Source organism: Corynebacterium hesseae (genome assembly GCF_037850265.1).
GTDB classification, from domain to species: domain Bacteria; phylum Actinomycetota; class Actinomycetes; order Mycobacteriales; family Mycobacteriaceae; genus Corynebacterium; species Corynebacterium hesseae.
In genome coordinates, this window is record NZ_CP137211.1 from 552,563 (window position 1) to 578,674 (window position 26,112).

Annotated in this window: 28 protein-coding genes and 1 pseudogene; 11 read left to right on the top strand and 18 right to left on the bottom strand. The window is 61.5% G+C overall.

Going from position 1 to position 26,112, the window contains the following annotated elements:
* Positions 1-56 precede the first annotated feature (56 nt).
* From R3O64_RS02705 to R3O64_RS02750, 10 genes are all read right to left on the bottom strand, one after another.
* Complete coding sequence (locus tag R3O64_RS02705; RefSeq protein ID WP_070531065.1) at positions 57-1,670, bottom strand: acyl-CoA carboxylase subunit beta; 1,614 nt, start codon at positions 1,668-1,670, stop codon at positions 57-59.
* A 227-nt stretch (positions 1,671-1,897) separates the two neighbouring features.
* Positions 1,898-2,149 carry a hypothetical protein gene (locus R3O64_RS02710; protein WP_070531063.1) on the bottom strand — a complete coding sequence of 84 codons (252 nt, stop codon included), beginning with the start codon at positions 2,147-2,149 and terminating at the stop codon, positions 1,898-1,900.
* A gap of 258 nt (positions 2,150-2,407) precedes the next feature.
* A complete protein-coding gene (locus tag R3O64_RS02715) occupies positions 2,408-2,710 on the bottom strand; it encodes a hypothetical protein (RefSeq protein WP_070531060.1) in 303 nt (100 codons plus the stop codon).
* Positions 2,711-2,721: 11 nt separating this feature from the next.
* A complete protein-coding gene (locus tag R3O64_RS02720; RefSeq protein WP_083303822.1) occupies positions 2,722-4,011 on the bottom strand; it encodes an inorganic phosphate transporter in 1,290 nt (429 codons plus the stop codon).
* A 268-nt stretch (positions 4,012-4,279) separates the two neighbouring features.
* A complete protein-coding gene (gene treS, locus R3O64_RS02725) occupies positions 4,280-5,782 on the bottom strand; it encodes a maltose alpha-D-glucosyltransferase (RefSeq protein ID WP_070531058.1) in 1,503 nt (500 codons plus the stop codon).
* Positions 5,779-5,964 (bottom strand): hypothetical protein, encoded by a 186-nt coding sequence (locus R3O64_RS02730; protein WP_070531056.1) that lies wholly within the window; start codon positions 5,962-5,964, stop codon positions 5,779-5,781. The genes treS and R3O64_RS02730 overlap by 4 nt, the downstream gene beginning before the upstream one ends.
* A complete protein-coding gene (locus tag R3O64_RS02735; RefSeq protein WP_070531054.1) occupies positions 5,964-6,785 on the bottom strand; it encodes a carbohydrate ABC transporter permease in 822 nt (273 codons plus the stop codon). Before R3O64_RS02735 ends, R3O64_RS02730 begins: the two co-directional genes overlap by 1 nt.
* A complete protein-coding gene (locus tag R3O64_RS02740; RefSeq protein ID WP_144675579.1) occupies positions 6,782-7,759 on the bottom strand; it encodes a carbohydrate ABC transporter permease in 978 nt (325 codons plus the stop codon). Before R3O64_RS02740 ends, R3O64_RS02735 begins: the two co-directional genes overlap by 4 nt.
* A gap of 162 nt (positions 7,760-7,921) precedes the next feature.
* Complete coding sequence (locus R3O64_RS02745; RefSeq protein ID WP_154736327.1) at positions 7,922-9,211, bottom strand: ABC transporter substrate-binding protein; 1,290 nt, start codon at positions 9,209-9,211, stop codon at positions 7,922-7,924.
* A gap of 125 nt (positions 9,212-9,336) precedes the next feature.
* Positions 9,337-10,326, bottom strand: coding sequence for an ABC transporter ATP-binding protein (locus tag R3O64_RS02750; RefSeq protein WP_339017233.1), 990 nt, complete (start codon positions 10,324-10,326; stop codon positions 9,337-9,339).
* 48 nt (positions 10,327-10,374) lie between these two features.
* Between R3O64_RS02750 and R3O64_RS02755 the strand changes: the two genes are divergently transcribed.
* The 3 genes from R3O64_RS02755 to R3O64_RS02765 all read left to right on the top strand — a co-directional run bounded on the left by R3O64_RS02755 (position 10,375) and on the right by R3O64_RS02765 (position 12,589).
* The gene (locus tag R3O64_RS02755) at positions 10,375-10,935 is read left to right on the top strand and encodes a hypothetical protein (protein ID WP_070563937.1); all 561 of its coding nucleotides are present in this window, start codon (positions 10,375-10,377) and stop codon (positions 10,933-10,935) included.
* 42 nt (positions 10,936-10,977) lie between these two features.
* Positions 10,978-11,853 carry a biotin--[acetyl-CoA-carboxylase] ligase gene (locus R3O64_RS02760; protein ID WP_339017234.1) on the top strand — a complete coding sequence of 292 codons (876 nt, stop codon included), beginning with the start codon at positions 10,978-10,980 and terminating at the stop codon, positions 11,851-11,853.
* A gap of 292 nt (positions 11,854-12,145) precedes the next feature.
* On the top strand, positions 12,146-12,589 hold the full coding sequence (locus tag R3O64_RS02765) for a hypothetical protein (protein ID WP_070521601.1): 444 nt from the start codon (positions 12,146-12,148) through the stop codon (positions 12,587-12,589).
* Here the strand turns inward: R3O64_RS02765 and budA are convergent.
* The gene (gene budA, locus R3O64_RS02770) at positions 12,586-13,305 is read right to left on the bottom strand and encodes an acetolactate decarboxylase (RefSeq protein ID WP_154762641.1); all 720 of its coding nucleotides are present in this window, start codon (positions 13,303-13,305) and stop codon (positions 12,586-12,588) included. The two genes, R3O64_RS02765 and budA, sit on opposite strands and share 4 nt — an antisense overlap.
* Here budA and R3O64_RS02775 point away from each other — a divergent pair.
* Entirely contained in the window at positions 13,291-14,553 is a 1,263-nt protein-coding gene (locus R3O64_RS02775; protein WP_339017235.1) for a 5-(carboxyamino)imidazole ribonucleotide synthase, read from the top strand. The two genes, budA and R3O64_RS02775, sit on opposite strands and share 15 nt — an antisense overlap.
* A gap of 41 nt (positions 14,554-14,594) precedes the next feature.
* Positions 14,595-15,095: a 5-(carboxyamino)imidazole ribonucleotide mutase gene (gene purE / locus R3O64_RS02780; protein ID WP_070531038.1), complete on the top strand. Its 501-nt coding sequence runs from the start codon at positions 14,595-14,597 to the stop codon at positions 15,093-15,095.
* Here purE and R3O64_RS02785 read toward each other — a convergent pair whose 3' ends face one another.
* Positions 15,096-15,989, bottom strand: a complete 894-nt coding sequence (locus R3O64_RS02785) for a ribokinase (protein ID WP_180963916.1) — start codon at positions 15,987-15,989, stop codon at positions 15,096-15,098. It lies immediately after the preceding gene.
* 31 nt (positions 15,990-16,020) lie between these two features.
* On the opposite strand from R3O64_RS02785, the gene R3O64_RS02790 reads away from it, so the two are divergent.
* A complete protein-coding gene (locus tag R3O64_RS02790) occupies positions 16,021-16,491 on the top strand; it encodes a YdcF family protein (RefSeq protein WP_070531112.1) in 471 nt (156 codons plus the stop codon).
* Here R3O64_RS02790 and R3O64_RS02795 read toward each other — a convergent pair.
* Both R3O64_RS02795 and R3O64_RS02800 read right to left on the bottom strand, forming a co-directional pair.
* Complete coding sequence (locus R3O64_RS02795) at positions 16,488-16,973, bottom strand: hypothetical protein (RefSeq protein ID WP_070531034.1); 486 nt, start codon at positions 16,971-16,973, stop codon at positions 16,488-16,490. The genes R3O64_RS02790 and R3O64_RS02795 overlap by 4 nt on opposite strands.
* Positions 16,974-17,011: 38 nt before the next feature.
* Positions 17,012-18,052, bottom strand: a complete 1,041-nt coding sequence (locus R3O64_RS02800) for a ribonuclease HI (RefSeq protein ID WP_070531032.1) — start codon at positions 18,050-18,052, stop codon at positions 17,012-17,014.
* Between the two features lie 94 nt (positions 18,053-18,146).
* On the opposite strand from R3O64_RS02800, the gene R3O64_RS02805 reads away from it, so the two are divergent.
* On the top strand, positions 18,147-18,641 hold the full coding sequence (locus R3O64_RS02805) for an RNA polymerase sigma factor (RefSeq protein ID WP_070521314.1): 495 nt from the start codon (positions 18,147-18,149) through the stop codon (positions 18,639-18,641).
* Entirely contained in the window at positions 18,634-19,683 is a 1,050-nt protein-coding gene (locus tag R3O64_RS02810) for a hypothetical protein (protein WP_070521311.1), read from the top strand. The genes R3O64_RS02805 and R3O64_RS02810 overlap by 8 nt, the downstream gene beginning before the upstream one ends.
* Positions 19,684-19,691: 8 nt before the next feature.
* Here the strand turns inward: R3O64_RS02810 and R3O64_RS02815 are convergent, their stop codons facing one another.
* Complete coding sequence (locus tag R3O64_RS02815) at positions 19,692-20,249, bottom strand: TetR/AcrR family transcriptional regulator (protein WP_070521308.1); 558 nt, start codon at positions 20,247-20,249, stop codon at positions 19,692-19,694.
* A 120-nt stretch (positions 20,250-20,369) separates the two neighbouring features.
* Between R3O64_RS02815 and R3O64_RS02820 the strand changes: the two genes are divergently transcribed.
* On the top strand, positions 20,370-21,545 hold the full coding sequence (locus R3O64_RS02820; RefSeq protein ID WP_295804744.1) for an acyl-CoA dehydrogenase family protein: 1,176 nt from the start codon (positions 20,370-20,372) through the stop codon (positions 21,543-21,545).
* Positions 21,546-21,678: 133 nt separating this feature from the next.
* Here the strand turns inward: R3O64_RS02820 and R3O64_RS02825 are convergent, their stop codons facing one another.
* The 3 genes and pseudogenes from R3O64_RS02825 to rpsH form a co-directional block, all read right to left on the bottom strand.
* A complete protein-coding gene (locus R3O64_RS02825) occupies positions 21,679-22,281 on the bottom strand; it encodes a DDE-type integrase/transposase/recombinase (RefSeq protein WP_070523112.1) in 603 nt (200 codons plus the stop codon).
* Positions 22,271-23,086, bottom strand: a complete 816-nt coding sequence (locus tag R3O64_RS02830) for an IS6 family transposase (protein WP_339017236.1) — start codon at positions 23,084-23,086, stop codon at positions 22,271-22,273. The genes R3O64_RS02825 and R3O64_RS02830 overlap by 11 nt, the downstream gene beginning before the upstream one ends.
* Positions 23,087-23,140: 54 nt before the next feature.
* A pseudogene (rpsH, locus tag R3O64_RS02835) lies at positions 23,141-23,335 on the bottom strand (30S ribosomal protein S8); the annotation flags it as partial.
* Positions 23,336-23,859: 524 nt separating this feature from the next.
* Between rpsH and R3O64_RS02840 the strand changes: the two are divergent.
* The gene (locus R3O64_RS02840; RefSeq protein ID WP_005325331.1) at positions 23,860-24,978 is read left to right on the top strand and encodes a FecCD family ABC transporter permease; all 1,119 of its coding nucleotides are present in this window, start codon (positions 23,860-23,862) and stop codon (positions 24,976-24,978) included.
* Entirely contained in the window at positions 24,978-26,072 is a 1,095-nt protein-coding gene (locus R3O64_RS02845) for a FecCD family ABC transporter permease (protein ID WP_005325330.1), read from the top strand. The genes R3O64_RS02840 and R3O64_RS02845 overlap by 1 nt, the downstream gene beginning before the upstream one ends.
* The last annotated feature ends 40 nt before the right edge of the window (positions 26,073-26,112 follow it).

The following is a 26,112-nucleotide window of genomic DNA, read 5'->3' on the forward strand; positions in this document are numbered from 1 at the left end:
ACACTAGTGTAATACAGTGCTTCTGCTGCACTGATTTGTGCTGAAACGAGCGCGGCCTAGAGCGGGATGTTTCCGTGCTTGCGCGATGGGCGCGCGACATTCTTGTCCGTGAAGAAGCGCAGGTTTTTAGCGATTGCACTGCGGGTTTCGGAGGGGAGAATGACGGCGTCGATAAGCCCGCGCTCTGCTGCCTTATACGGGTTGAGCATGTGATCTTCGTATTCGCGCTCGAAGGATTTGGTCAGTTCCGTCACGTCGAGGCCTTTCTCATGGGCTGCCTTGATCTCTTTGCGATAGATAAAACCGACGGCACCTGCTGCACCCATGACCGCGATCTGGGCGGTGGGCCATGCCAGGTTGATGTCCGCGCCCAGCCCCTTGGAGCCCATCACGCAGTAGGCGCCGCCGTATGCCTTGCGCAGGGTGACGGTGATCTTGGGAACGGTGGCTTCGGCGTAGGCGTAGAGCAGCTTGGCGCCGCGGCGCAGGATGCCGTCGTGTTCTTGGTCGGCGCCGGGGAGGAAGCCGGGGACGTCGACAAGCATGATGATGGGGATGTTGAAGGCATCGCAGGTGCGCACGAAGCGGGCGGCCTTCTCGGAAGAATCGATGTCGAGGCAGCCGGCGAAGACCTGGGGCTGGTTGGCAACGAAACCAACAGTGCGGCCCTCGATGCGTCCGAAGGCGGTGACCACGTTATCGGCGCGGTCGGCCTGAATCTCCAGGAAGTCACCGTCATCGGTGAGGGCCTCGATGACCTCCTTGACGTCATAGGGCTGGTTTGGGGAATCCGGGATGATCTCATCCAGCATGAGGTCGTCGGCGGTTTCTTCGCCCAGGTCTTCGTAGGGCTCGACCGGGGTCAACTGCCGGTTATTGGAGGGAAGGTAGGTCAGCAAATCGTGAACCCAATCCAGGGCTTCCTCGTCGCTGGCGGCGGTGTAGTGCGAGGTTCCCGCCTTGTGCATGTGGACGCCCGCGCCGCCGAGTTCTTCTTGACTGACTTCTTCGCCGGTGACGGTCTTGATGACGTCTGGTCCGGTGACGAACATCTTGGACTTCTTGTCCACCATCACCACGAAATCAGTCAGGGCAGGGGAGTAGGCGTTGCCGCCGGCGCACGCGCCCATGATGACGGAGATCTGCGGGACGATGCCGGAGGCCTTGACGTTCTGGTAGAAGGTCTTGGCAATCCAGTCCAGGGACACGGCGCCGTCCTGGATGCGGGCGCCGGCACCCTCGTACAGGCCGATGAGCGGGCGGCCGGTGGTGATGGACAGCTCCATGATCTTGATCATCTTCTCGCCGTAGACCTCACCGAGTGCACCGCCGAAGACGGTTCCGTCCTGGGAGAAAATGCAGACCTCGCGGCCGTCGATGGTGCCCCAGCCGGTGACGATGCCATCGGTCAGCGGGCGCTTCTTGCCCATGCCGAAGTCCGTGGTGCGGTGCACGGCGAGCATATCGGTCTCGACGAAGGAGCCCTCGTCGAGGAGATAGTCCAAGCGCTCACGTGCGGTGAGGCGGCCTTGGGCGTGGACCTTTTCGTGGGCTTTCTCTCCCATGGGCTGCGCCGCTGCTTCGCGACGCCTCTTCAGTTCAGCGATCTTGCCTGCGGTGGTGTCGGCGCTCAGGGAGTCAAGCTCCGACAAATGTGAGGAAATAGTCATGTTTGGCAGTGTAGAGAAGTTTTGTATAGGAATGTATAGCAGCGCACGGGTGATTCCGCTCACAATTTACGTTCGGGCAGGTGAGGGGCGGTGAAAAAGATGAGGGAATCCTCGGAAACGGCGTGTTGGGTGCATGGCTGACAGTGTAGTGGGCGCGAAATGTACCGTTTGAAGGGTGGCCGCATGAGAAAACCCCGCCCGGTGGGGGCGGGGTTTGGTGAAGGATTTTATGCAAGCCATCCGAAGCTGTCGAGGAATAGCTCTACCTCGGCAAGGTCGCCTTCCCGGGGGAAGTCGCCCGTGAGGGCGGCGAAGCTTTCCTCGATGTCGGTATGGGTTGCCGGAATGAGATCGTGCTTGACAAGATCTTCTGCCACCTGCGCTGCGATGGGCGCAGCGGTAATGGTGTCAAGACCGGTACCGGTGGCGGTCTTGAATGTGTTAGTAATGGCGGAAATAAAGCCGGAAATGGTATTCATTCGTGCTCGCCCCTTTTTGTCTCTCGTAGTAAAGGTACGGGGTACCGTACCGTTGGTATTCACCAACTATATCGTGTAAACGTCCAAAACGCTACATAGATTTCAAGTTAAGTTAACTTGTTGTTTACCTTGGCTGATGTGTGACCAGGGGCACACATGTGCTTCCTGCGGCGGAGGAAAATGAATAAGGGCAAAAAGGACAGCCCCGCCGTGTAGGGCGACGGGGCTGTTGGTGTTGTCGGTGGGAGGGGGGAAGGCTTAGTGCCCGCTAGCGATTCCGGCAAATGGCTCCCAGCCGAAGTAATGGGCGATGGAGTCCTTTGCAATCCATGTGATAGCGACAAGGATGAGGAGGGCGAGAACGGCGTATACCGTCCAGCCAAGCATCTTCATCTGGGGTGAAGCTTCGGTGTCATCAACGACAACGCCTTCGGCGTTGCGGATGGGGTCGCCCGTCATGCAGCGCATGCCCAAAGCGAAGAGGAGTGGGATGCCGGCGCCGAAGGCGAGCGCGAGTGCGGCCACGCGAATGAGGGCGGTGACGATTTCCATTGCGGTCATGATTGGAATCCTTAGTTGTCCTTGTGAGCGGTGTGGGACTTGACCACATCATTGACGGCGTTTGCGGCGCCAGGGGCGTTGCCGGTCGAAACGCCGGCGGCGACCTTTTCGCGGTGAGACATCGAGGAGTCGACGGACTCGGAGTCCTCGTCCCAGTCGTCGTTGACGTTATTAGCGTCAACCGGGTTGCGGCGAGCGCGCAGGAGGATGAGGGCGACCATTCCCAGCAGGATGATTAGGTCAACGATGGCACCCACCATGGTGTTGGTGGCTGCGCCCACGCCGTTGGCAATCCACCACGTAACGAAGCCGACGAAGGCGGCGCACGGAAGGGTGATGAGCCACGCGGCCACCATGCGCATGGCGACGCCCCAGCGAACCTTCGCGCCCTTGCGGCCCAGGCCGGTACCCAGGATGGAACCGGTGGACACGTGGGTGGTGGACAGTGCCATACCGCCGGTGGCGGAGGTCAGGATGATGGCGGCGGAGGTGGCCTCAGCGGCCATGCCCTGCGGGGATTCAATCTCCACGAGCCCCTTGCCCAGGGTGCGGATGACGCGCCAGCCGCCCGACATGGTGCCGGCGGCAATCGCGACGGCACAGGCCACGATGACCCAGGTTGGGATGCGGGAATCGGAGTTGGCCTCGCCAGCGGCAACGAGGGCAAGGAAGATAACGCCCATCGTCTTCTGTGCGTCACCGGTGCCGTGGGCCAGGGATACGAGGCAGGCGGTTACGATCTGGCCGTGGCGGAAGTGCTCGTTTTTAACCTTGCTCGGGATGGTGTTGGTCACCCAGTACACCAGGGCGGTACCGCAGGCGGAAACCAGAGCGGCGATGAGCGGGGAGGCAATAGCCGGGATGATGATCTTGCCGGCGATGGAGGACCATGCCACGCCGCCGGTGCCCAGGGCTGCGAAGGCAGCGCCGATGAGGCCACCAAAGAGGGCGTGGGAGGATGAAGACGGCATGCCAAGGAGCCAGGTAAATAGGTTCCAGGTGATGCCGCCGATGAGGCCGGTGAAGACGACCATGAGCAAAGCGTCGCCGTCGGCGGGGACGGAGACATCGTACTGGTCAAGGTTGACGATTCCCTTGGCCACGGTGGCGGCCACGTTGACGGAGAGGAATGCGCCGATGAGGTTGAGGAGGGCGGAAATGGCGACCGCGGTGAACGGCTTCAGTGCGCCGGTAGCAATTGACGTTGCCATAGCGTTGGCTGTGTCGTGGAAACCGTTAGTGAAGTCGAAGGCCAGTGCCGTGATGACCACGATGGCCAAGATGATAAGAGTCGCTGACACGAGCGTGATCCCTTTCAGGACTAGGGCAATAATCTACAAAGAGGGGTCAGCGTGTCGGGGCCAAAGGGGTGGCGCGACGACTGCGAGCTAACCGCGGTTGACGATAGTCCCGAAAGGTAATGGTGCCAATTGTGCGCAAAAGGCCGGTGACCTCGGCAAATAGGCATTATGTAGCTTTAATTGGTCATAAAACGCTAAAAAACCTCAAAAATTACAGCACAATACATCGACTGTTCATGTTCTGTTTACCGTTTTCGCTAAAAGACCGTTAAGCCTCCACCGGAAGCCAGGCATAACCGAAGGGGCCCAGTTCGACTGGTCCTAAGTCCACGGCTTTTTCGGTGAAGTTGTGCAAGCACAATAATTCACCGCGCTGGAATCCCAGCACGCCCGCGTGGCCGGTCTCCACCGCCTCGAAAGGCGCGGTGCCGAGTTCCGGATGCGCCTTGCGTTGCTGGATGAGGCTGCGAACGCGGTGGAGGATCGAGGAGTCGTCGGCAAGCTGCTCCTCCACCGAAATACCAACCCCGCCAACGACGGGGCGGCGCGTCTGAGCGGATGTACTGAATCCTGCGCCCTCGCCCGGCTCCCACTGCATAGGAGTGCGTACAGCATCGCGGTCGGGCAGCTCGGGGGCGTCGTTCATGCCAACCTCATCGCCGTAATACAGGAAGGGCGCGCCCGGTAGCGTCATGAGGAGGGAATAGAAGAGCTCAATCTTGCGGTAGTCGTTGCCCAACAGCGGGGCGAGTCGCCGCGCGATACCCACGTGAGCGCGCATCTGATCATCCGGCAGAAAGTGCTCGTACATGATGGCGCGCTGATCCTCGCCAACCATCTCCAGCGTTAGCTCGTCGTGATTGCGCAGGAAGGTGCCCCACTGGCAGCCCTGGGGCAACTCCGGCAATTCCGCCATGATCTCGTAGACCGGTGTGGCGTCCCCCAGTGCAAGGGCCTGGTAGAGCCGCGGCATGACGGGGAAATTGAACACCATGTGGAAGCGATTGCCCGTGCCGTAGAACTCCATGGTGTCGTGCGGCGGCTGATTGGCCTCCGCGATCATGATGGCCTCGGGATAGTTCTCGTCAATGAAAGCGCGGATTCTTTCCACAAACTCGACTGTTTCCGGCAGGGACTCGCCGCCCAGCCCATCGCGCTCGTAGAGGTATGCAATGGCATCGAGGCGGAAGCCGTCCACGCCCTTGTCCAGCCAGAAGGAGAGGATCTTGAACACTTCCTCGTGGACCTTCGGGTTGTCATAGTTCAGGTCCGGCTGGTGCGAGTAAAAGCGGTGGAAGTAGTACTGCTTGCGCTCCGGATCCCACGCCCAATTCGAGGTTTCCGTATCGGTGAAAATGATGCGGATCTCTGGGTAGCGCAGGGGATCATCGCCCCACACGTAGTAATCACCGTACGGCCCTTCCGGATCGGTGCGCGAGGCCTGGAACCACGGGTGATCGGTGGAAGTGTGGTTGAACGCCAAGTCCGTCATCAGCCTCATGCCGCGCGCGTGGAGCTCGGCGACGAGCTCCTCGAAGTCCTCCATCGTGCCGTAATCCGGGTGGATGGAGTAGTAATCGGCAATGTCATAGCCATCATCGCGCAGCGGGGAGGCATAAAACGGGGAAAGCCACAGGCAGTCCACGCCGAGCCACTTGAGGTAATCCAACTTCTCAATAACGCCGCGCAGCGTGCCGACGCCTTCGCCGCGGGTGTCCTTGTACGAGCCCACGAGGGCCTGGTAGAAAATGGCGTTATCGTGCCAGGTCATCGGAGATCCTTCCGTTTAGCCCGCCACAGCAGAAACTCGGCCAGGCACAGCGTGCCTGCGAGGAGCCCCGGCCAGATTGCGGGGGAGGGGTGAAAAAGGTTGAGGACTGCCTGCACCAGCGCCAGGAACGCAAAGAAACCAACGAATCCCAGCGCGGTGTCCCACAGCAGAGCGCGGCGCATTAGGCCTTAACACCGCCGGCGGTGAGGCCGGCAACGATGCGGTGCTGGAAGATGAGCACCATGATGATCAGCGGAATCGTCACCAGCGCGCCCGCGGCCATGGTGGCGGCGTAGGGGTACTCGAAGGCCGAGGGGCCGGAGAAGCGCGCGATGGCCACGGTCACCGGCTCAGTAGCGGTGGTGGATAGCTGCTTGGCCAACATGAACTCGTTCCACGTCGTGATGAAGGCGATGATGGCGGTGGTAAACAGCGCCGGCGCGGCCAAGGGCAGGAGCACGAGGCGGAAGGCCTGGCCGCGGGAAGCACCGTCCACGCGGGCGGCCTCCTCCAACTCCCAGGGAAGCTGGCGGAAGAAGCTCAGCAGCGTATAGACCGTCAGCGGTAGCGCGAAGGAGATGTTCGGGATGATCATCGCGCGGTAGGTGCCGATCCATTCGAGGTTTCCAAAGAGCTGGAACAGCGGGGTCACCAACGCGATGGCCGGGAACATCGAGGCAGCCAGAATGATGCCGGTGACAATACCTTTGCCGGGGAAGTCGTAGCGTGCCAAGGCGTAGGCGGTAAACACACCGATAAGGACCGCCACCGCGGTCGTGACCAAGGAAATGATCAAAGAGTTCCCCAGCGCATTGAGGAAGTCATTGCCCTTGTCCGTGGCTAGGGCGTCCCGGAAGTTATCCAGGGTTACGTGCGTGGGCCACGGGGTGGTGTCGAAAGTATGGGACTTGTGCCGCAGGGCGGTGACGACCATCCAGTAGAAGGGCGCGAGCCCCCAGAACATGATGAAGAGGATGCCAAGGTAGTGTCCGATCTTTTTCATGACTTCTTCTCCTTCTTCTGGCGAGCAGTACCGGACACATCAGCGCCGAGGAAGCGAACGAGGATGAACGCGACGGTGAAGATGAGCAGGAAGATGAGGGTGGATAGCGCGGAGGCAGAGTTGAAGTGGCCCTGGCGCATGTCCTCCACCACCAACTGGGAAATGGTGGCCGTCGGGGAGTTGGAGGAGGCGGAGATCATGATGACCGGCAGGTCGTACATGCGCAGCGCGTCCAGCGTGCGGAAGAGGATGGCCACCATGAGCGCTGGGCGTACCAGCGGCAGGGTAATGGTGAAGAAGGTTTGGATGCGCGAGGCGCCGTCGACGCGGGCGGCGTCATAGACATCGCGCGGAATCATCTGCAGACCGGCCAGGATGAGCAGCGCCATGAACGGGGCGGTCTTCCACACATCGGCGATGATGACCGCGAGGCGGGCATAAAACGGGTCCGTGGTCCACGCGATGTTCGAGCCGATGAGCGCGTTGATGATGCCGTCCGGCGCGAACATGAACTGCCACAGCTTCGCCGTCACCGCGGTGGGAATGGCCCAAGGCACCAGCACGGCCGCGCGCACGAGGCCGCGCCCGCGGTACTCGCCGTTCATCACCAGCGCCATGAACATGCCCAAGATCGTCTCCAGTGCCACCGTGACCACGGTGAAGAAGAGCGTGATTTTGAGCGCTGGCCAGAAATCGGTGGCGATGACGCCGTCCGGGCATGTGGTGGCCTGGCCGGTGGCAGACATGCATTTATTGGTGAGCCAGTACAGGTAGTTTTCGAGGCCTGCGAATGAGCCTTCCTCGAATACACCCGTAGTCGGGTTAAGCCGCTTGTTGCCCTGGAAGGACAACATCACAGCGCGCACGATGGGATAGCCGATGACCACGGCCAGCGCTATCAGCGCCGGTGCGATGAGCGCAGCGACGCGCAGATACTGTCTGCGGGGCTGCGCGGTAGGCGGTGCTCCAGCCATGCGGTGCCTGCCTTTCTGATTAATAGGGGGAGGGGTTTATCGGGGGTTGGGGAAAATCATAGCGGGTGGCTGAGACATCCTCTGTGCACGAGACCCAGATCAAAGAAAGAGGCGCGGGCAAGTCTCGTGGACTTACTCGCGCCCCATTCACGCTGGGGAGCATTAACCCTGCGCGGCTGCCTCGATGGCTGCCTTCATGTCCTTCGTTGCGTCATCGACGGACTTGCCCGCGGTCAATGCCGCGTAAGCGTTATCCTGCACGGCCTTGGAGATGGCGGTGTAGAACGGGGAAACCGGACGCGGTGCGGCGTTCTCCAGGGATTCCTTCAGGGCCGGAAGGTACGGGAACTCCTCCACCAGGGACTCATCGTCGTAGATGGAAGCCAGTACCGGCGGGAAGGAAGCCTCAGCGAAGGACTTCTGGTTCTCCTCGTTGATGATGAACTTCATGAAGTCCAGGGCCGTAGCCTTGTGCTCGGAATTGATGTTGATGCCGTTGTTGTAGCCGCCGAGCGTGGAGACACCGACGCCGTCCTTGCCCACCAGCGGCTGGACCTCGAACTTGATGCCCTTGTCCTCAGCGTTGGTGTACATGTACGGCCAGTTGATGGCGAATGCGGTCTTGCCCTCGGTGAAGGCCAAGTTGGTCTCCTCCTCCGTCGCGGCGGTGGAGTCCTTGGAGATGGTGCCGTCTTCGTAGGCGTCGACAAGCGCCTGCAGGCCTTCCTTGGACTTGTCCGAGTCAACGGTCACGTTGCCCTCGTCATCCAAGATGGAGCCGCCCCAGCCCTCGATGAAGCCGGCGGTGTTGACGGTGAGGCCCTCGTACTGCTTGAGCTGGGTGGTCAGGCAGGAGCTATCGTCCTTGATGGCCTCGCAGGCAGACGCGATGTCCTCGAACTTCTCCGGAGCCTTATCCGCCAACTCGGTGTTGCGGAAGAGCAGCTGGCCATTGGTGTTCTGCGGCAGTGCGTAGAGGGTGTCGTTGTAGGTCGCGGATTCCACGGTGGGCTCCAGCAGGCCAGAGGTATCAACCTCCAGGTCACCGGTCAGCGGTGCTAGCCACTGGTTAGCAGCGAAGTCCGCGGTCCAGACCACGTCGAGCGCCATGACATCGTAGTCGGAGTTACCCGCCTGCAGGGACTGCACGAGGGTTTCGCGCTGCGCGTCGGCCTCGCCGGCGAGCTCCTTGAGCTCGACCTTCTCGTCCGGGTGCTCGGCGTTCCATGCCTCGATGATGGGGGTGATCTTGTCGGTGTCGTTCTTGCCCATGGCAAAGGTGATGGGCCCGCGGCCGCCACCATCGGTTGAGGAGGCATCGGAGCCAGCGCTTGACGACGACCCCTCGTCACCCGACGAGCAACCTGCCAAGGTCAACGCGAGTGCAGCGGTGGTGACGACTACGCCGCGGCGGACAGAACGCAGCGAGCTAGGGAGAAACGGCTTCTTCATGGAGTATTCACCTTTCGGAAAACTTCTGATGACTTCAAAATAGGGGATCATCCCCACAAGGCACGTGGTTTTGGCTTTTAATTCACTTCAAACGGGGGTGAAGCTACCCCTGTTAGTGCTACTACCTAAGCCTCGATGCGCTGGCCGGTTTCCGGATCGAAGTGGTGGGCCTCGCGGGGGTTGAAGGTAAGGACGACGGTGTCGCCGCGCTGCGGAACGCTATCGCTGGCGCGGGCAACGAAGCGCTGCTCGCCCACCATGACGTAGACGAAGGATTCCGAGCCCAGCTCTTCCACGAACTCCACCGTTCCTTGGAAGCCCACCGGCCCCTTATTAATGAATAGTTTTTCTGGGCGAACGCCGACGCGGCCGCCGTTGTAGTCAAAGATATTCATCGCGGGGGAGCCGATGAAGCCGGCGACGAACTCGTTAGCGGGGGCGTCGTAAAGCTCGCGCGGTGGGGCGACCTGCTGCAGTTCGCCGTCTTTGAGCACGGCGACGCGGTCTCCCATGGTCATGGCCTCGACCTGGTCGTGGGTGACGTAGACGGTGGTGGTGCCGAGGCGCTGCTGGAGGCTGGCCAGCTCCGCGCGGGTTTGTACGCGCAGCTTGGCATCGAGGTTGGACAGGGGTTCATCCATGAGGAAGGCCTTCGGCTCGCGCACGATGGCGCGGCCCATGGCCACGCGCTGGCGCTGACCACCGGACAGGTCCTTGGGCTTGCGCTGCAGGTACTCCGTGAGCCCGAGGGTCTTGGCGGCTTCCTCGACCTTGGCTTTGATGTCTGCCTTGGGCATCTTGGCCAGCTTGAGGGAAAATCCCATGTTCTGGGCCACGGTGAGGTGCGGGTACAGCGCATAATTTTGGAAGACCATGGCGATATCGCGCTCGCCGGGCTCCAGCCCTGTGACGTCTTTGCCGTCGATGAGGATGCGGCCGCTGGAGACCGGCTCGAGTCCCGCGAGGGCGCGCAGGGTGGTGGATTTACCGCAGCCGGACGGTCCGACGAGGACCAGGAATTCGCCATCCGCAATCTCGAGATTGAGGTCTTTGACCGTGGGGTTCTCGGCGCGGGGATAGGTGATGCCGACGTTCTCAAAAGTGACCTTTGCCATGGACACACACTAGCACCCAGCGGCACGTGGATTAGGCTGGAATTCGCTATGAAGAAGTTCGCCCCGCTCCTCGCAGTGCTCTTGGTTGGTTGCTCTAGTACGGAATCTGCAGAGACTTTCACACCGCTAACAACTGTTTCCACTGGGACCGCTGACGCGTCTTCGACGCAGTCCACTTCGCCTTCCGCGGCTCAGCGCGATACCGTGTTCCGCGCTATTTTCGCCGACACCGTGGACTCATCAAAGGTGCGCTCACAACTGGTGGATAACGGCAAGGTTGATCGTGACACCATGCGCGCCAGCATGAAACGGATGGGGTTGGACCTTTCGGATTCGGAAGCGCAAGAATACGGCGAGTGGGTGTGTGAGTGGGTTGCCCCGGAGATCCGCTACGTGCTGGTGACTGAAGGCAAACCAGATAGCCTCGGCGCGAAGGAACGCGCAGACTACGACAAGCTGGTTGAGGACACTGTGTCCTTCCTAGCGGATTCTCGGCAGATCTCCGTTACGCCTGAACAGGTAACCCATGCATTGCCGCAAGCGGTCTTGACCACCTGTCTCGACGAGGCCACCGCACACACAATTCTGGCCAATCCGGATTACTTTTAGTTACGTCTAGAAGGCCACTGCCCGGCGGGTAACCTAGGGTGCATGACTGCACTTGATATGGACCGCATCCGCGAGGCGTTGAGTGACGACTTCGCTGTCATCGATTTCACCGAGTCCACTGGCTCCACCAATACCGATCTCATGCAGGCGGAGAAGGTGGCTGATGGCACCGTACTGCTTGCTGACGAACAGGTGGCCGGCAAAGGCCGCTTGGGCCGCCAGTGGGTGAGCCCGGCGGGGTCGCAGCTTATCTTCTCCGCTCTGATCCTCCCGGAGTCGCTAGAGCACCTTGGCACCTTGCCCCTGGCTGCCGGCTTGGCCGTGACCGACTCGGTCGATGGTGCGGTGCTCAAGTGGCCCAATGACGTGCACATCGATGGCAAGAAGCTGTGCGGCATCCTCGCGGAAGCCGGCCCTGTGGGGGAGGCTTTCAAGTCCGCTCCGAAGACTGAAGTCTCGAAGGCAGAGATCAACAAGGCCGAAATCAACAAGGCTGAAGTTAATAAGGCCGAAATCAACAAGGCTGAGGTCGCGCCCAAGACTCAAGCCGCTAACCCGCCTTCAGCACGCGTGGTCGTGGGCATGGGCATCAATGTCACCCTGACCCGCGAGGAACTGCCCATCGAGGCCGCGACTTCGCTAGCGCTCGAGGGGCTTGATACCGACCGCACTGAGCTGGCCATCACCGTTCTGAAGAACCTGCGCCGCCGCATCACCCAGTGGGAGCAGCAGGACCCACAGCTCATGGCTGATTACCGCAAGGTGTGTTCTTCCATTGGCCAAGAGGTTCGCCTCGAAGCCCCGACGGGCGATGTGATCGGCACCGTCGAGGGCGTGGCTGACGACGGCCGCATCAACGTCGGCGGCGAGTACTACTCCGCCGGTGATGTCATCCACCTGCGCCCGGCTGATAAATAATCGCCCGCGCTGGGACATCCAAGCGTCGACCGGCGAGGCTTTCATAGAAGGCGCCGTGCTCGACACATGGCGCTATTCAAAAGGCATCTGTCAGAAGGCATTAGTCAAAAGGCGTCTTTGGGGTCAAAGACACCTTTTGGACGCCTCCACATGGCGTTTTCGGGGGCAAAGACGCCTTTTGACTGACGCCTTTTAGGAAATGCCATGTGCGAAGCCTTGGCTGGGCCTGCAAGGCTTGGGACGTGACGTCCTCTCACCTGGGCAGCGGGAGCAGGGAGGTACCATGAGCCCCATGAACCTCATGCAGATGGGCCGCGGCGAAGTTGTTCGCGCGGACATGACCGCCCCGTTTCGCACGCTGCTCTTTCCTTTTCTAGAGCTCGTCGTGATTACTGGGGTGTGCTGGATCGCCATCGGCTGGTGTGACTACAACGGCATTGACCTAGCGCTTCGCAATGGCCTGGTAGCTATATGGGCCTTGCTTGCCGTCTGGCGCTTTGTCCTGCCCCTCATCAAAGCCCGCCGCAAGCGTTTCATAGTGACCAACCTGCGCGTCATCGCCCGCGAAGGCAAGCGCGTTGATTCGATCCCGCTCACCGATATCCGCGGTGCGCGCCGCCGCCGCGGTGGGATCTCGCTGGCACTTCACGGCTATGACAAGCCGATGTATTTCCCCTCCATCCCCAAAGCCAAACGAGTCGAGGACATCCTCAACGAGCAACCGGTCTGGGGCTAGTCCTTAATCTCCGTCGTATGCAGCTGCTGGTCCAAATCCTCGGGCGCCAAGTTGGCGGAGCGGAACTCGTGGGTCAGCGGCAGACGCAGATCGAGGTCCGTGCCGGGGCAGAGCTCAATGGTGGCCTCATCCACCGTGTAGTCCAGCACGTGCCCTCCGGAAGTACGCGCAGCGTCGATGAAGTGCACGTGGCAGCCGGGAACGGAGATTCCCTTCTCAAAGACCGGCGTGCGGAAACCGCCGATGACGCCCTCGACGTCGTCAAAGCGCAGCTCCTTGTCACCGCCCACCGCCTGCGCCATCGGCGGGTAGGGCTTGCTCTGCTTGACCACCGTGCGGGTCACCACGTTGCTGAACCGCCCAGAGATGCGCACCGCGTACATGAAGTTAGCGGAAGGCTCCACCTCATCGATGAATGCCGAAAGCTCCTCGCGCCTCAGACCCTTGGGTGCGGCCACCTTAATACGGGGGACGAAGTTCGTCGCCACCGCAAACGGCGTGCCCTGGTCTAAGTCAGCCACCGTCGCGGTGCCATCGCCGCGCAGCTGATAGCACACACCGTCGAGGATGATCATCTCTCCGTCCAGCGCATCGAAGGTTCCAATACCGAAATTGCCCTTGCCCAAGAGCTCACCGATGGTCATTTCGCCGTCGTAAATGCCATCCAACAGGGCGGTCATGAGGGAGTTCTGAAAGATGGTATGCCGGACGATCATGGCCCCAAGGCTAGTATTGGAAGAGTGAGTGAACAACACAAACCCCTCGTTACTGTTTATGGAGACGGCCAGCTTGCACGCATGATGCAGCCGGCCGCCGCCGAGCTCGACATCCACCTGCGCGTGCTAGCCTCCGCGCCGGATAAGTCCGCCGCCCAGGTGATTCCGGACGTCGTTCTCGGTGACTATCACGATCTCGACGTGCTCACCGCCGCCGCAGACGGCGCGGATGCAATCACCTTTGAGCACGAGCACGTTCCCACCGAGCACGTGCAGGCGCTCATCGCCGACGGCCGCAACGTCCAGCCCCAGCCTTCCGCCCTCCTCTACGCGCAGGACAAGCTGCTCATGCGCCAGAAAATGGCAGAGCTGGGCGCCCCAGTGCCGCGCTTTGCCGCCATCGAGTCGGTGGAGGATGCGCGGGACTTCGCCGCGCTTGTCGACGGTTTCGTGTGCCTCAAAGCCCGCCGCGGCGGCTACGACGGCCATGGCGTGTGGTTCCCCTCCGCGGAGGAGCTGGAGCCGCTCGTCGCCAAGCTGCTTGCGGCCGATACCCCGCTCATGGCCGAAGAAAAGGTCAACCTCACCCGCGAGCTGTCCGTGCTCGTCGCCCGCCGTCCCTCCGGCGAGGTGAAGGTCTGGCCGGTCACCGAGTCCGTGCAGCGGGACGGCATCTGTGCCGAGGCTTTTGCTCCCGCCCCGAACCTTTCGCCGGAGTTGACCGAGCGCGCCATGCAGGTGGGCATCAAGGCGGCCACCGAACTTGGCGTTACCGGCGTGCTGGCGGTGGAGCTCTTTGCCTTCGCCACGCAGCAAGACGCCGGCTCCATCATTGCTTCCGCCTCCGGCGCGCCGGGCGCGGTTGTTGAGGAGGATATCGCCGTCAACGAGCTGGCCATGCGCCCGCACAATACCGGCCACTGGACTCAGGATGGCTGCGTGACCTCCCAGTTTGAGCAGCACCTGCGCGCCGTATTGGACTTGCCGCTGGGCTCTACCGCAGCCCTGGCTCCGGTCACGGTGATGGCTAATGTGCTGGGCGCCGAAGAAGATCCGCAGATGCCCATGCCGCAGCGCGTTCGCGAAGTGATGGAGCGCTACCCAGAGGCGAAGGTCCACCTCTATGGAAAGGACCACAAGCCGGGCCGCAAGATTGGCCACGTCAATGTTGTCGGTGTGGATGTGGCGGAAACCCGCCGCATCGCCCACGATGCCGCCCACTTCCTCGTCCACGCGCAGTGGGCTTAAGCCCGCAGCGAGCTTGAAACCTATTTACTAAGGAGAGTTTTATGGAACCACTCGTCGGCCTGATCATGGGCTCTGATTCCGATTGGCCCACCGTCAAGCCCGCCGCAGAGGTGCTCGCCGAGTTCGGCGTGCCCTTCGAGGTAGGCGTTGTCAGCGCGCACCGCACCCCGGAAAAGATGCTGGCTTATGCCAAGTCCGCGCACGAGCGCGGCCTCAAGGCCATCATCGCCTGCGCCGGTGGCGCAGCTCACCTGCCGGGCATGGTCGCCGCGGCCACGCCGCTTCCGGTGATCGGCATCCCGCGCGCGTTGAAGGATCTTGATGGGCTCGATTCGCTGCTCTCCATCGTGCAGATGCCGGGCGGCGTGCCGGTGGCCACCGTCTCCATCGGTGGTGCGAAGAATGCCGGCTTGCTTGCCGTGCGCATTCTCTCCGCGGGTGACCCGGCACTGGTGGACAAGATGGTGGCCTACCAAGAGAACATGGCCGCCGAGGTGGAGAAGAAGGACGAGAACCTGCGCTCCCAGCTCCTCGGGGAGTAATTAGCTGGGAAGCTTGCTCTTGAGATCGGGGTAGGACGCCTGCGCGCCTTCTCCAGTGACGGCGTAAGCCCCAACTCGAGCGGCAAAGGTGGCGGCCTCCACGAGGTCGTCGCCGTGGAGTAGTCTCGCGCACAGCGCGCCGGCGAAGGCATCGCCCGCGCCCGTCGTGTCGAGGGCGGTGACCTGCGGGGAGGGAACGTCGACAAGCTCAGCCCCTTCGGCCACGAGCGCTCCCCGCGCGCCCAGCGTGAGGACCACCGAGGCAAAGCCGGCCTCCGTCAGGCGCCGCGCCAGCTCCTCCGGCGCGCCCTCGCTGCTCAATCCCAACTGCTCCAGGATGAGCCCGGCTTCGTGCTCGTTGGCTAGCAGTGGATCGGCGCGCAGGAGCGCTTCCTTTTCAACCTCGATGACCGGTGCGAGGTTGACCACGACGCGCCCCTTCGCCAGCTCTATGGCCTTGGCACAACCCTCCGCCGGAACCTCGCCTTGGAGCAGAATGAGTTCCGATTCGGTGATGGGGGAGGAGTGGGTGGTGACGAAGGGAGCGTCGACAAGCGCATTGGCCCCCGGCACCACGATGATGGTGTTTTCTCCCTGCTTATCCACGGTGATGACCGCCAAGCCCGTCACCTCCTCGCTGGCTTCGACGTGCGTGAGGTCCACGCCGCTGGCCTGCAAGTAGTGCATCGCGGGCGTGGCGTAGGCATCGCTGCCCACCGCGCCGACGAAGCTGACCTGAGCACCCAGACGGGCGGCAGCGACCGCCTGGTTCGCTCCCTTGCCGCCCGCGGTGATGGTGCCGCCGCTGCCCAGCAGGGTTTCACCCGGCTGCGGGTGCCGGGCTGTGTGGACCACGAGGTCAGCGTTGATGGAACCGACTACGCACATGCTCATGCTGACCAGTATGCACGCTAAGCTAGCGGGCATGCAGTTTCCGCTTCTGGTGTTGGGCGCGCGCGTGGAGGGTGGCGAGCCCGGCTCGTTGCTGCGCAGCCGGTTGGACCGCGCGGTGGTGCTGGCTCGCGTGCTGCCGGAGGAGCCAATCATCGTGTCCGGTTACGGGGAGGCGGAACCAATGGCGCGCTACCTCATCGAGCGGGGCGTGGACTCGGAGCGGATCCGTGTGGAGCCGCTGGCTACCAGCACTAACGAAAACCTTGAGCGCGCCCACGCGCTGTGCCCGGACTATGACTATTTCCGCGTCGTAACCAATGACTTTCACGTGCTGCGCACCCGCCTGTGGGCCTGGCACCTGGGGATTCGGGTTCGCATGCATGGTGTTGGCACCCCGCGGAAAGACCGCCCATGGAATTACCTGCGCGAGGTGGTGGCGACTCCGCATTCGCTGCTGCGCATTGTGTGGCGGCGGGTCGTCGCGCAGTGGCCTATGGACTAGGCGCCGAAGAACATGAGCACGATGGCGATGAGCCAAATGACAAACCAGTGGCGCTTTTGCGGCGTGGTTGGGTTGGCCTTCTGCTGTAGTGACTTGAGGAAGTACCAGGCCCCGGGCAAGGCGAAGCCGATGCCCATTGCCACATCGCCGTCAGTAATTCCGGTGAAGCCTACGAGGAGCGAGAACAGACTCAACAGCCCCTTGAAAAAGGAGAAGCTGTGGATCGTGCCTTCCATTGGCTGCTGGGCAGGGGCATGGTCAGGCAGCGGAGCTGGGGCGTAGGCGCGCTCCGGCTCGGCAAAGGGCTCTGCGATAGGTTCAGCAAAGGGCTCCACACTCGGATCCTCATACGAGTCAACGAAAGGGTTCGCCGAAGGCTTCGCGTCTGACTCGCGCGCGGGTTCCGCGAAAGGATTCGACCCACGGCCGGGGAGAGGCTTGTCCGGCTCCTCAAAAGGGTTGGAGTCAAAGGGATTGCTCATGTGGCTTAGCCTATGTCACCAGTGAACCAAAGCCCGAATTAGAGCTTGGCCAACGCCTTCGTGATTCCTTCCTTGAGCGTTGCCTGCGATTGCTTCATTGGATGCGCAATCGCCCGCAGGCCCATGTACGCAATCTGATCCGCAGCCCGGTTCAGCGGGTCGCCCGCATGCCCCAACACGCGGCGGATGGTCACCTCGCAGACTCCTTCCACGTCATGCCACGCCTGCTGGAAGCGCGAGCGCGAGCCCGAGGACAGCCCGCGCCACACCCCGCGCGAGCGCATCGCCTTCGAGCCCTTCTTCCGAATCTGCTCCACCGCTTCCAGAGCAGCTACTGAGTCCGACTCGATGATCGCCTTGGTTGCACCGACCTTGAGCAGGTATTTCAGCGCCAAGGTGAGGGATTCGAGCTCGAGCTCATCGGTGCTGGCCGTCGTCTCGCGCGTGCGCAACCGGTAGTCGCCATTGCTGGCCACGAAACACATGGAGCCCTTGAACACCGTGTCCGAGGAAGCGTCCGTGGCGATGCGCACTGTGGCCCCCTCGGGCCAGGAGGAGGCCGTCGAGAAGTTCGGCCACCAGTGCGCCTTCGGTGTGTCCACCTTTACTACTTGCTTCTTGCGCGGGGCCTCGCCTTCCTTCTTGGCGCGGCGCGCGGTGATTCCGGCCTGCTTGCGCCGCACGGAGCTGGCGCTTTTCGACGCCCTATTCTCCTCCGCAAAACTCCCCGTCACGGCATAGCCACGCTTTTCCAGCGCGGCCCGCAACCCCGCCTGCCGGCGCCCGGTGACGATCCACCTGCGTCCTCGGAGCCCCTTGGTGGCCTTTTCGAATTCGCGGACGGCCACCTCAACGATGTCGCCCTTTTTAATCTGGCCCTTGCGCACGAAGCGCGTCTTCTTGGTGTTGACGGCGATGACCCAGCCGTCGACAGTACCGTTTTCGGCGGAATCCCAGCGCTCATCCCACAGCGCAATAGCCACATGCACGGGTGCTGAGATCATGTCTTTGGTGATCTTGCGCGTGCCGTAGGTGCGCGATTGCGTGCCCGTCAGGGCGGAGAGCTCGAGTGGTTCCATCCCCTTTAGTAAACCATTTCACCGCTTCCCTGTAACGCTCGGGCGTCTAGTGCAACATACTCAGTGAGCCCATTAGCATTCTGGAGTTTTATTAGTGTCTGTCCTTACCTTGCCTGGTTCGCGTAAGCGGGAGTTTTCCCGCCTGTTTCGCGAGCATTACCCGGCGGTGCTGGCGTATCTGCGCCGCCGCGTCCCACCGAGCCACGCCGAAGAGCTGGCTGCCGACGTCTTCGAGCGGGCCTGGTCCGGGTTCGACTCCTTGCGCGGCACGCCGCTGCCGTGGCTTTATGGCATCGCCCGCAACGTGATGCGCGAGTTCTACCGCACCCGCCGGGAGACGGAGAACCTCGATGATCATGAGCTGGAATCCTACGCCGGCTATGACGCCGTCGATGCCAACCTCGACATCACTCGCGCGCTGATGCAGCTTCCGCACGCGGAGCGCGAGATTCTCACGCTCCACGCCTGGGAGGGACTCGACCACCCCGATATCGCCGAGGTCCTCGGCATTTCCCGCAATAACGTGCGCGTTCGCCTGCACCGCGCGCGTACCCACCTTTCCGAACTCACAGGAGAAACCGATGCCTAGCTCTCTCGATATGCTCCGCGCCGCCAACCCCGTTCCTGACACAGCGCTTGACGACGCCTCCCTCGCCCGCTCTGAAGAGACCCTCGCAAAGATAACGAAGGGCCGGCCCACGTGGACAATAGCGGCGGCTTCCGTCGCGGTGCTTGCGCTCATCGGTGGTGCCTTCCCGCTGCTCAATAATTCGGAACCCGTGGCCTCGGCCGCGGAGATTCTGACCCAGGCCGGCGAGGCAGCCGCAACCCAGCCCGATGCCGTGGATAAGGGCGTGACCGCGAAAGAATACATGAAGCGCGTCGATACCCTCGGCGATGCCACGGCAATCACCGAATATGCGGTGGATGCCGGGGGAGCCGTGGAGGTCTCCTCGCAAGGAGAGGTCCCGGGCTTTGACCCGCAACCTTCCATCAACCCGGAGGACCTCGTCATCGCGTCCGACCGCGCCGGGCTGGAGAAGCTGGCGGATTCCTTCCCGAACCGCGCGCTGGGCGCGCTGGAGCTGCTGCTCCAGCCGGGCTTGAGCAGTGAGCAGCAGAAGATTGCCTATGACATGCTGGCGGAAGCCGACGGCAACGAGGTCGGCACCGTCGAGGGCGAAGGCGAGGACCAGCTGGTGACCGTGATTCGCGATTCTGACCGCGTCTCCTTCTCCGTCCTGCCCGCCACCGGCCAGCTCGTGCGCGTGGTGGGCCTGGTGGGGCCGGACGTGGAAACCACCATCGACGCCACCGCCATCTTGGACTGCGTGTCCGTGACGGGTCTGGAGGGCCCGGACCGTATCTCGCTGGCCTGTGCGGATAATAACTACCTGGTCAACGAGTTGGACTGGCAGCGCTGGGGAGACGATTCCGCGGAGGCAGACGGCGTGGCCGTCGAGAATGACTGTGACCCCAATTGCGCGGAAGGCACGTTCAATGAGGATCGGGTGAAGGTGGTCGTCGACAAGCGCGTGGCGTGCGGTTACCACGCCGAGGTTTACTCCCGCGTGCGAGTGCAGTACCCGGATGGGCGTGAGGAAGAGCAGCAGATTGGCTGCGCGCCCTAGGTAAGTTCTTAGGTAAGTTGGCGCAGGGCGAACTGGCCGTACATATCACCCAAAGCCTCGGCGGTGTAGTCACCGTCGGGGCTAAACCATTGGGCCACACCGATGCCCATATCGATGAGCGCCCAGCAGGCGATTTTGAGGTTTTCGGCGTGGAAGTCGCCCTCGTTGACCACGGCCATCCAGCGGGCGACATAATCGCGGCGCAGTTGCAGGACGACGGATTTGTGGGGCTCTTCGAGGTTGGTGAGCTCGTTGTTGACCACGCGGACGCGCCGGGCGTGGGTGGCGTGGTAAATGACGTGGGCTTTCATGGTGGCGACGAGCTTGTCGCGGGGGTCTTTCAGCCCGGCGAGGCAAGCGGCGTTGGCGCGAAGGAGGTCCTCCATGGCGGTGATGGTGACTTCGGCGAGGAGCTCCTGTTTGGAGGAGAAGTGGTTGTACAGGCTGGAGGCGCGCATGCCGACGGCTTTGGCGATGTCCTCCATGCCGGTGGCGTGGTAGCCGCGCTGGTCAAAGAGGTCGAGTGCGGCGGCGGCGATTTGGTCGCGGCGTCTCTGGTTGGCCATGGTGGGCGTCCTCCTGTTCTAGCTAATGGTGGTTAGTGTACAGGGCAACTGCTTGACAGGTGCCGAGATTCACGTCACAATTGTGGCTAATCGTCATTCGTATTACCTGGAGAAGCAACCATGTCCCACAACCTCTTTGAGCGCACCACTGACTTCCTCGGCGTCTTCGACGGCCTCTCTGAGGCCGATGCTGCTGGCTGGAAACGTGCCGCTCAGTTTCGCGAATACTCCGACCCGGTGATCAACAAGCATTGGCAAGCTTCTGAGTATCCGCTGGACCTAGTGAAGCGTTTGGGTTCTTTGGACGTGATGACTGATGGCCTGGCTGTGGAAGGTCACGAGCAGATGTCCACGCTTGGTGCTGGCTTGACGCTCATGGAAATCACGCGTGCGGATGCCTCGATGGGTACGGTCATCGCGGTGCAGGCGGGGTTGGCCATGCGCTCGATTGCGATGCTGGGTTCGGCGGAACAGCAGGCTTCGTACTTGCCGCGGATGGCTAACTGCTCGCTGCTCGGCGCATTCGGCCTGACCGAACCCGCGCATGGATCGGACTCCATCGCGCTGGAAACGACCGCGGTGCGCGAGGGCGACGAGTGGGTCCTCAACGGCGAAAAGAAGTGGATTGGCAACGGCGCTTCCGGCGGCATCACCATCATTTACGCCCGCATGGAAGACGGCAACGTCGGCGGCTTCATCGTTCCGCAGGACAGTGCCGGCTACTCCGCCACCGTGATTGAGGGCAAGCTTTCCCTGCGTGCCATCCACCAGGCACACATCTCGCTGACTGACTGCCGCATCCCCGCCGCCAACCAGCTTCCAGGCTGCCGCAGCTTCAAGGATGTCTCCCGCGTCCTGACCTCCACCCGTATCGGCGTGTCCTGGATGGCGCTCGGCTCTGCGGTGGCTTGCTACGAGATTGCCCGCTCCTATGTGCTCGAACGCGTTCAATTCGGCCGTGAACTGGCCAAAGCCCAAATCATCCAGCAGCGCCTTGCCAACATGGTCTTGGATCTCAGCCAAATGATGCTCACCTGCCGCGAGGTCTCCCAGCGCGAGGAAGCTGGCACCTTGGCCCCGGAGCAAGCCTCGGCGGCCAAACTCCACAACACGCGTGCCGCGCGGCGCATCGCCGCTGACGCCCGCGACATGCTCGGTGGAGTCGGCATCCTGCTGGAAAACGATATCGCTCGCCACTTCGCGGACATTGAGGCCATGCACACCTACGAGGGCACCGACACTGTGCAGTCCCTCATCATGGGCAAGAAGATTACGGGCTTCTCGGCCTATAAGTAACCAGCCGGCCGGGGATGTGGAAAGGCTCGCTTGGTGGTCCTTCTAGTTTGGTCCTCTTACTTTGGTCCCTTTGCCCTCGATCGGCGCCTGCCTTTGAGTTGTGAACATCCCCCTGTTTGACGTGGTTGTTACTTTACGCGCTCGATGTCTCGGGCGCTAGGGGTTTGCCGTTGTTGATTTCTACCGTTTTAGGTGGTGGCTTGTAGACGGATTTCCGGGGTCTGGGTCTGCGGTGCGGGTGCGTCGCGTAGTAGACGGTTTCCTTTGCTCGGCGATGTTCAAGGATGTCACGCCACGTGCCTGAATACACTTCACTAGGTGTGTATCCATTCAGCCCGCTGTGGCGGTCACGGTTATTGTATTCGTCGATAATCCTGCCGATGACTTTCTGCGCATGCTGGATATCATCATAGGTTTCTAACGCATAGCGGTGATGCTTGATTGTGCGATGTGATGACTCTTCAAATGGGTTGTCATTCGAAACATTCGGCCGAATTAATGACAGCTGCACGCCGTGTTCATCCAGCATGTCCTTCATCATGTGTGAGGTCATGACTTTGCCGTTGTCGGTGTGTACGACTTCAACGCTGTGACCGTTGAGCTCCTGGTCAGCAATGACTTGTTCAATCAGGCGTGTAGCGATGGTCTTTTCCTGTCGGTGTTGGACAGTCCATCCCACAACCTTGCGCGAGTACAAATCCAACGCTGTGTAAAGATGAAAGCCTTTAGCTGGCATGTACTATATATGATAGGTGCTGTTGCAAAGTTGGGCGGAGAGCCGAGACGACCCAGTTTCTCATTTCCTGATGGCCGCTGCGTGCTGGCGTTCTCAGGCCGTCTCGAAGCTCCCGGTTGACGATCACCGCGTCCGGATTGGGGTGCCCATAAGCAAACATCGTGCCCTGACCTTTCCGTAATGAATGCATCGCTTCCATCCCTTTCAACGTCCGGTAGGCGGAAATTCGGTTTTTGAACGCCCCCTTCGGTCCCAGGATTCTTTTAAGTCGGCCATGATCTCCCTCGAGAACGTTGTTCAGGTATTTCACCTGCCGGTGCTCCACCGTCTGAGGGCAGATTCCCTCCGCCTTCAGCTCGGATATTGCCTTGGCCAGAGCTGGTGCCTTGTCGGTGTTGATGACCCGCGGGGACCCGGCTGTCGTATTCGATCGCAGCGTCTTGGCCAGGAAACGCTTGGCCGCAGCCACATTCCGTTTTGGTGAGAGGTAGAAGTCTAAGGTCTGCCCACCGGCGGTAATAGCCCGGTAGAGATAGCACCACGTGCCGCCGACCCGGATATAGGTCTCATCCACCCGCCAGGACCGGGCCTGCCAGTCGGGTACCTGCCGGTACCAGCGAGTGTGCTTATCCAGCTCAGGGGCGTATTTCTGCACCCAGCGGTAGATCGTGGTGTGATCGACTGGCACACCCCGCTCGGTCATCATTTCTTCGAGGTCGCGGTAGCTCACGCCGTAGCGGCAGTACCACCGCACCGCCCACAGGATGATGTCACGGGGGAAATGCCGACCGGAGAAGATGCCCATGGCTCTGATTATTTCACGTCGGTCTTTCTACTGCCCCAACTTTGCAACAGCACCCTTCAGGTTAAGCTCCAGGGTCTTGCCGACGGTCTCGTCGTTAACGGAGTAGTCGGCGATGTAGCCTTCCTGCTTCAAGATTTCGGCGATGTTGGCCTTGATCTTGGAGGATGGCATAGACACGGTGTCGTGGAACGCATTGTTTGCGTTGCGCACTCGTGACAACATGTCCGCAATCGGATCAGTCATGGTCATGTGAAGTGACCTGTTGCCTTTTTCGTTACGGTTCCCGTGCTCACCCTTGATGAATCGCGTGTACCGCACGATCGCTGGCTACTCACGCTCCGCCTAACTCAGTAGTTAGGGGTGCTCGCTGCCTTTATCCGTGCGGCCGCTTCGGGCGAGGGGCCTGTAACAAAGTGGATGTACAGTTTTTCTCCCTTGTAGCGGGAGACTCTTTCCGCAGGTCATGTGGCATTCCCGGGATTTTGACGCGTTAGCGTCGAAAAAAAGAACATGGGGGTACCTACCTACGGCAAGACCTGACTAGCCTAGCAACCAGCTAAAACATGTCCAAATCCCTGCTCAGAAGCATAGAGCTGAGGTGTAGGGTCGGCGCCATTCAGGGCCGACCGACCTCACTAGCCGCACCTGCTGGCTCACACACTCACCTGCACAGCTCCACAATCCCTCCTTGTAGTACTTTGATTAGGCTTACCTTGTTCATATAAGCTTGCTCCCGTTAAGATCATGGACTTTCACGCGTCAAGGAGGGATGCATGGCTATCTCTACCCCGCATGCGCAATCCCCTTCTCAATCACACCTGGGGTCTCGCGCGGACGCTACTGCGGACGCTTCTGCCAGCGCTCCATCAGGTAAAATCCCGCGTCGCCTCGTCGGCCTCGGCGTCCTTTTCCTCCTATTGCTCGCCAGCATCGTTGCCAGCATCGTGTTTGGATCACGGCAGATCCCTTTTGGAGAAGTGTCCGCCGTGTTCCGCGATCTCGGCACGGCGTTCGGCCACGCGGAGGGGCTGAATGTGGATCAGCGCGTGATCGTCGAGCTCCGCATTCCCCGCACCCTGTTGGGCCTAGTCGCCGGTGCTGCCCTTGGCGCCTCCGGTGCATTGATCCAAGGGCACACGCGCAACCCTCTCGCGGACACGGGCATTCTCGGCATCAACTACGGTGCGTCCCTGGCCGTGGTTGCCAGCTTCTCCTTGCTGGGTGTGACGTCCGTGTGGGCTACCAGCATGTGGGCGTTCGGTGGGGCCATCGCTGCTACTGCGTTGGTGTTTAGTTTGGCGTCCATAGGAGGAGGACAGGCCAATCCAATGACGCTGGTCCTCGGCGGCGCGGCTTTGTCCGCGGTCCTCAGCGCCATCATCAGCGGTTTTATCCTCACTGACGATGCCAATCTGGATCGCATGCGCTTCTGGACCGTCGGCTCCATCGCGGGCCGGGATCTCACCGTGTTCTACGGCGTGCTGCCGTTTATCCTGGTGGGCCTCCTGCTGGCGTTCATCACGGCACCGCAGCTAAACCTCCTGAATCTGGGCGATGACATCGCCTCCGGACTGGGCATCAACACCCAGCGCGCCCGCCTGATTGGCATGGCTCTGATCGCACTGCTGGCCGGTGCCGCGACAGCTGCCGCCGGCCCCATCACCTTCATCGGCCTGGTGGTCCCGCACCTCGTGCGCGCCATCACGGGCCCTGATTACCGCTGGATCCTCCCTTACTCTGCCCTGACGGGTGCGGTGATGATGCTGTTCGCAGACGTGGTGGGCCGTCTGATCGCTCGTCCGGGCGAGTTGCAAGTAGGCATCATCCTCGCGTTCGTGGGCGCGCCGTTCTTCATCGCCCTTATTTATCGACGCCGGGTGGTGGCCATTTAATGAGTTCCCTCCTTGCCCGCCCTACCTCTTCCACTATCCCTGGGCGCCCGCCATTCCGCGTGGGCTCATTTTCTGTGGTCTGGCGCCCTCGCGCGTTGACGGTGTCTCTATTGCTGCTCGTGGCGATCGTCTTGCTAGCGGCGGTCTCCATCGGCCTGGGTGACTATCCTGTGTCCCCGGCTCGTGTGCTGGAGGTGCTGTTCACCGGCCAGGGCACCCGCATTGAGCGTCTGGTGGTTTTGGATTGGCGCATGCCTCGTGCGCTGACGGCCATTCTGGTGGGCTGTGCGCTGGGATTATCCGGAGCCCTCACTCAGTCCGTGACTCGCAATGCGCTGGCCAGCCCGGATATCTTGGGCTTCACTACGGGCGCGTCCGCGGCCGCGGTCACCGTCATCACTCTGGGTGGTGGCGCTGGTGGTTTCCTCGGCTGGCTCAGCAGCATCGGCATTCCCTTGGCCGCGGTGCTTGGTGCGGCTGTCACCGCAACGGTGATGTGGGCTCTGGCGTGGAGGAGATCGACTGATTCCTTCCGGCTAGTGCTGTTCGGCATCATCATCTCTGCTCTGTTGACCTCGTATATCAACTTCCTGATGATCCGCACGGAGTTGCGCGATGCCGCGGCCGCGCAGTTCTGGCTTACTGGCTCCCTGAGCACTGCGGACTGGTCCAAGATGTGGCCCATCGCCATTGTTGTGTTGGTGTTTACACCGCTGCTGGCCTGGATTGGTCACCAACTTTTAGCCACCTTGCTGGGCTCGGATACTGCACGGGCTTTGGGACAAAACGTCCAGGGTGTGCAGGTGCTTCTGCTCGCCGCTGCCGTGGCTTTGGCAGCAGTGGCGGTCTCGGCCGCTGGCCCCATCGGGTTCGTCGCCTTCGTGGCCCCACAGGTGGCGCTGCGCTTGTGCAACTGCTCTGCACCACCGCTTCTGGCCTCTGCGCTGACCGGCGCTGCGCTACTCCTGCTGGCAGATATCAGCACCCAAACTCTTCTGCCCGTAGAGCTGCCGGTGGGCATTCTCACCTCGGCAATCGGCGGTGCGTTCCTTATTTATTTGCTGGTCCAACGGAATAGGTCAACCACGGCATGAGAAAAGATCCCACCCTGGAAGTTAGCAGTGCCGCGAACAA

Coding starts and splice junctions, on each gene's coding strand:
- purE (WP_070531038.1), top strand. CDS start 14,595: ATGGAACCACTCGTCGGCCTGATCATGGGCTCTGATTCCGATTGGCCC.
- R3O64_RS02755 (WP_070563937.1), top strand. CDS start 10,375: ATGAAGAAGTTCGCCCCGCTCCTCGCAGTGCTCTTGGTTGGTTGCTCT.
- R3O64_RS02800 (WP_070531032.1), bottom strand. CDS start 18,052: ATGGAACCACTCGAGCTCTCCGCCCTGACGGGCACGCAATCGCGCACC.
- R3O64_RS02785 (WP_180963916.1), bottom strand. CDS start 15,989: ATGAGCATGTGCGTAGTCGGTTCCATCAACGCTGACCTCGTGGTCCAC.
- R3O64_RS02730 (WP_070531056.1), bottom strand. CDS start 5,964: ATGCGCCGCGCTCTGCTGTGGGACACCGCGCTGGGATTCGTTGGTTTC.
- R3O64_RS02750 (WP_339017233.1), bottom strand. CDS start 10,326: ATGGCAAAGGTCACTTTTGAGAACGTCGGCATCACCTATCCCCGCGCC.
- R3O64_RS02745 (WP_154736327.1), bottom strand. CDS start 9,211: ATGAAGAAGCCGTTTCTCCCTAGCTCGCTGCGTTCTGTCCGCCGCGGC.
- treS (WP_070531058.1), bottom strand. CDS start 5,782: ATGACCTGGCACGATAACGCCATTTTCTACCAGGCCCTCGTGGGCTCG.
- R3O64_RS02845 (WP_005325330.1), top strand. CDS start 24,978: ATGAGTTCCCTCCTTGCCCGCCCTACCTCTTCCACTATCCCTGGGCGC.
- R3O64_RS02735 (WP_070531054.1), bottom strand. CDS start 6,785: ATGAAAAAGATCGGACACTACCTTGGCATCCTCTTCATCATGTTCTGG.
- R3O64_RS02715 (WP_070531060.1), bottom strand. CDS start 2,710: ATGACCGCAATGGAAATCGTCACCGCCCTCATTCGCGTGGCCGCACTC.
- R3O64_RS02790 (WP_070531112.1), top strand. CDS start 16,021: ATGCAGTTTCCGCTTCTGGTGTTGGGCGCGCGCGTGGAGGGTGGCGAG.
- budA (WP_154762641.1), bottom strand. CDS start 13,305: ATGATCGTCCGGCATACCATCTTTCAGAACTCCCTCATGACCGCCCTG.
- R3O64_RS02795 (WP_070531034.1), bottom strand. CDS start 16,973: ATGAGCAATCCCTTTGACTCCAACCCTTTTGAGGAGCCGGACAAGCCT.
- R3O64_RS02815 (WP_070521308.1), bottom strand. CDS start 20,249: ATGGCCAACCAGAGACGCCGCGACCAAATCGCCGCCGCCGCACTCGAC.
- R3O64_RS02765 (WP_070521601.1), top strand. CDS start 12,146: ATGAACCTCATGCAGATGGGCCGCGGCGAAGTTGTTCGCGCGGACATG.
- R3O64_RS02775 (WP_339017235.1), top strand. CDS start 13,291: ATGCCGGACGATCATGGCCCCAAGGCTAGTATTGGAAGAGTGAGTGAA.
- R3O64_RS02825 (WP_070523112.1), bottom strand. CDS start 22,281: ATGCCAGCTAAAGGCTTTCATCTTTACACAGCGTTGGATTTGTACTCG.
- R3O64_RS02820 (WP_295804744.1), top strand. CDS start 20,370: ATGTCCCACAACCTCTTTGAGCGCACCACTGACTTCCTCGGCGTCTTC.
- R3O64_RS02705 (WP_070531065.1), bottom strand. CDS start 1,670: ATGACTATTTCCTCACATTTGTCGGAGCTTGACTCCCTGAGCGCCGAC.
- R3O64_RS02810 (WP_070521311.1), top strand. CDS start 18,634: ATGCCTAGCTCTCTCGATATGCTCCGCGCCGCCAACCCCGTTCCTGAC.
- R3O64_RS02710 (WP_070531063.1), bottom strand. CDS start 2,149: ATGAATACCATTTCCGGCTTTATTTCCGCCATTACTAACACATTCAAG.
- R3O64_RS02840 (WP_005325331.1), top strand. CDS start 23,860: ATGGCTATCTCTACCCCGCATGCGCAATCCCCTTCTCAATCACACCTG.
- R3O64_RS02830 (WP_339017236.1), bottom strand. CDS start 23,086: ATGGGCATCTTCTCCGGTCGGCATTTCCCCCGTGACATCATCCTGTGG.
- R3O64_RS02740 (WP_144675579.1), bottom strand. CDS start 7,759: ATGGCTGGAGCACCGCCTACCGCGCAGCCCCGCAGACAGTATCTGCGC.
- R3O64_RS02760 (WP_339017234.1), top strand. CDS start 10,978: ATGACTGCACTTGATATGGACCGCATCCGCGAGGCGTTGAGTGACGAC.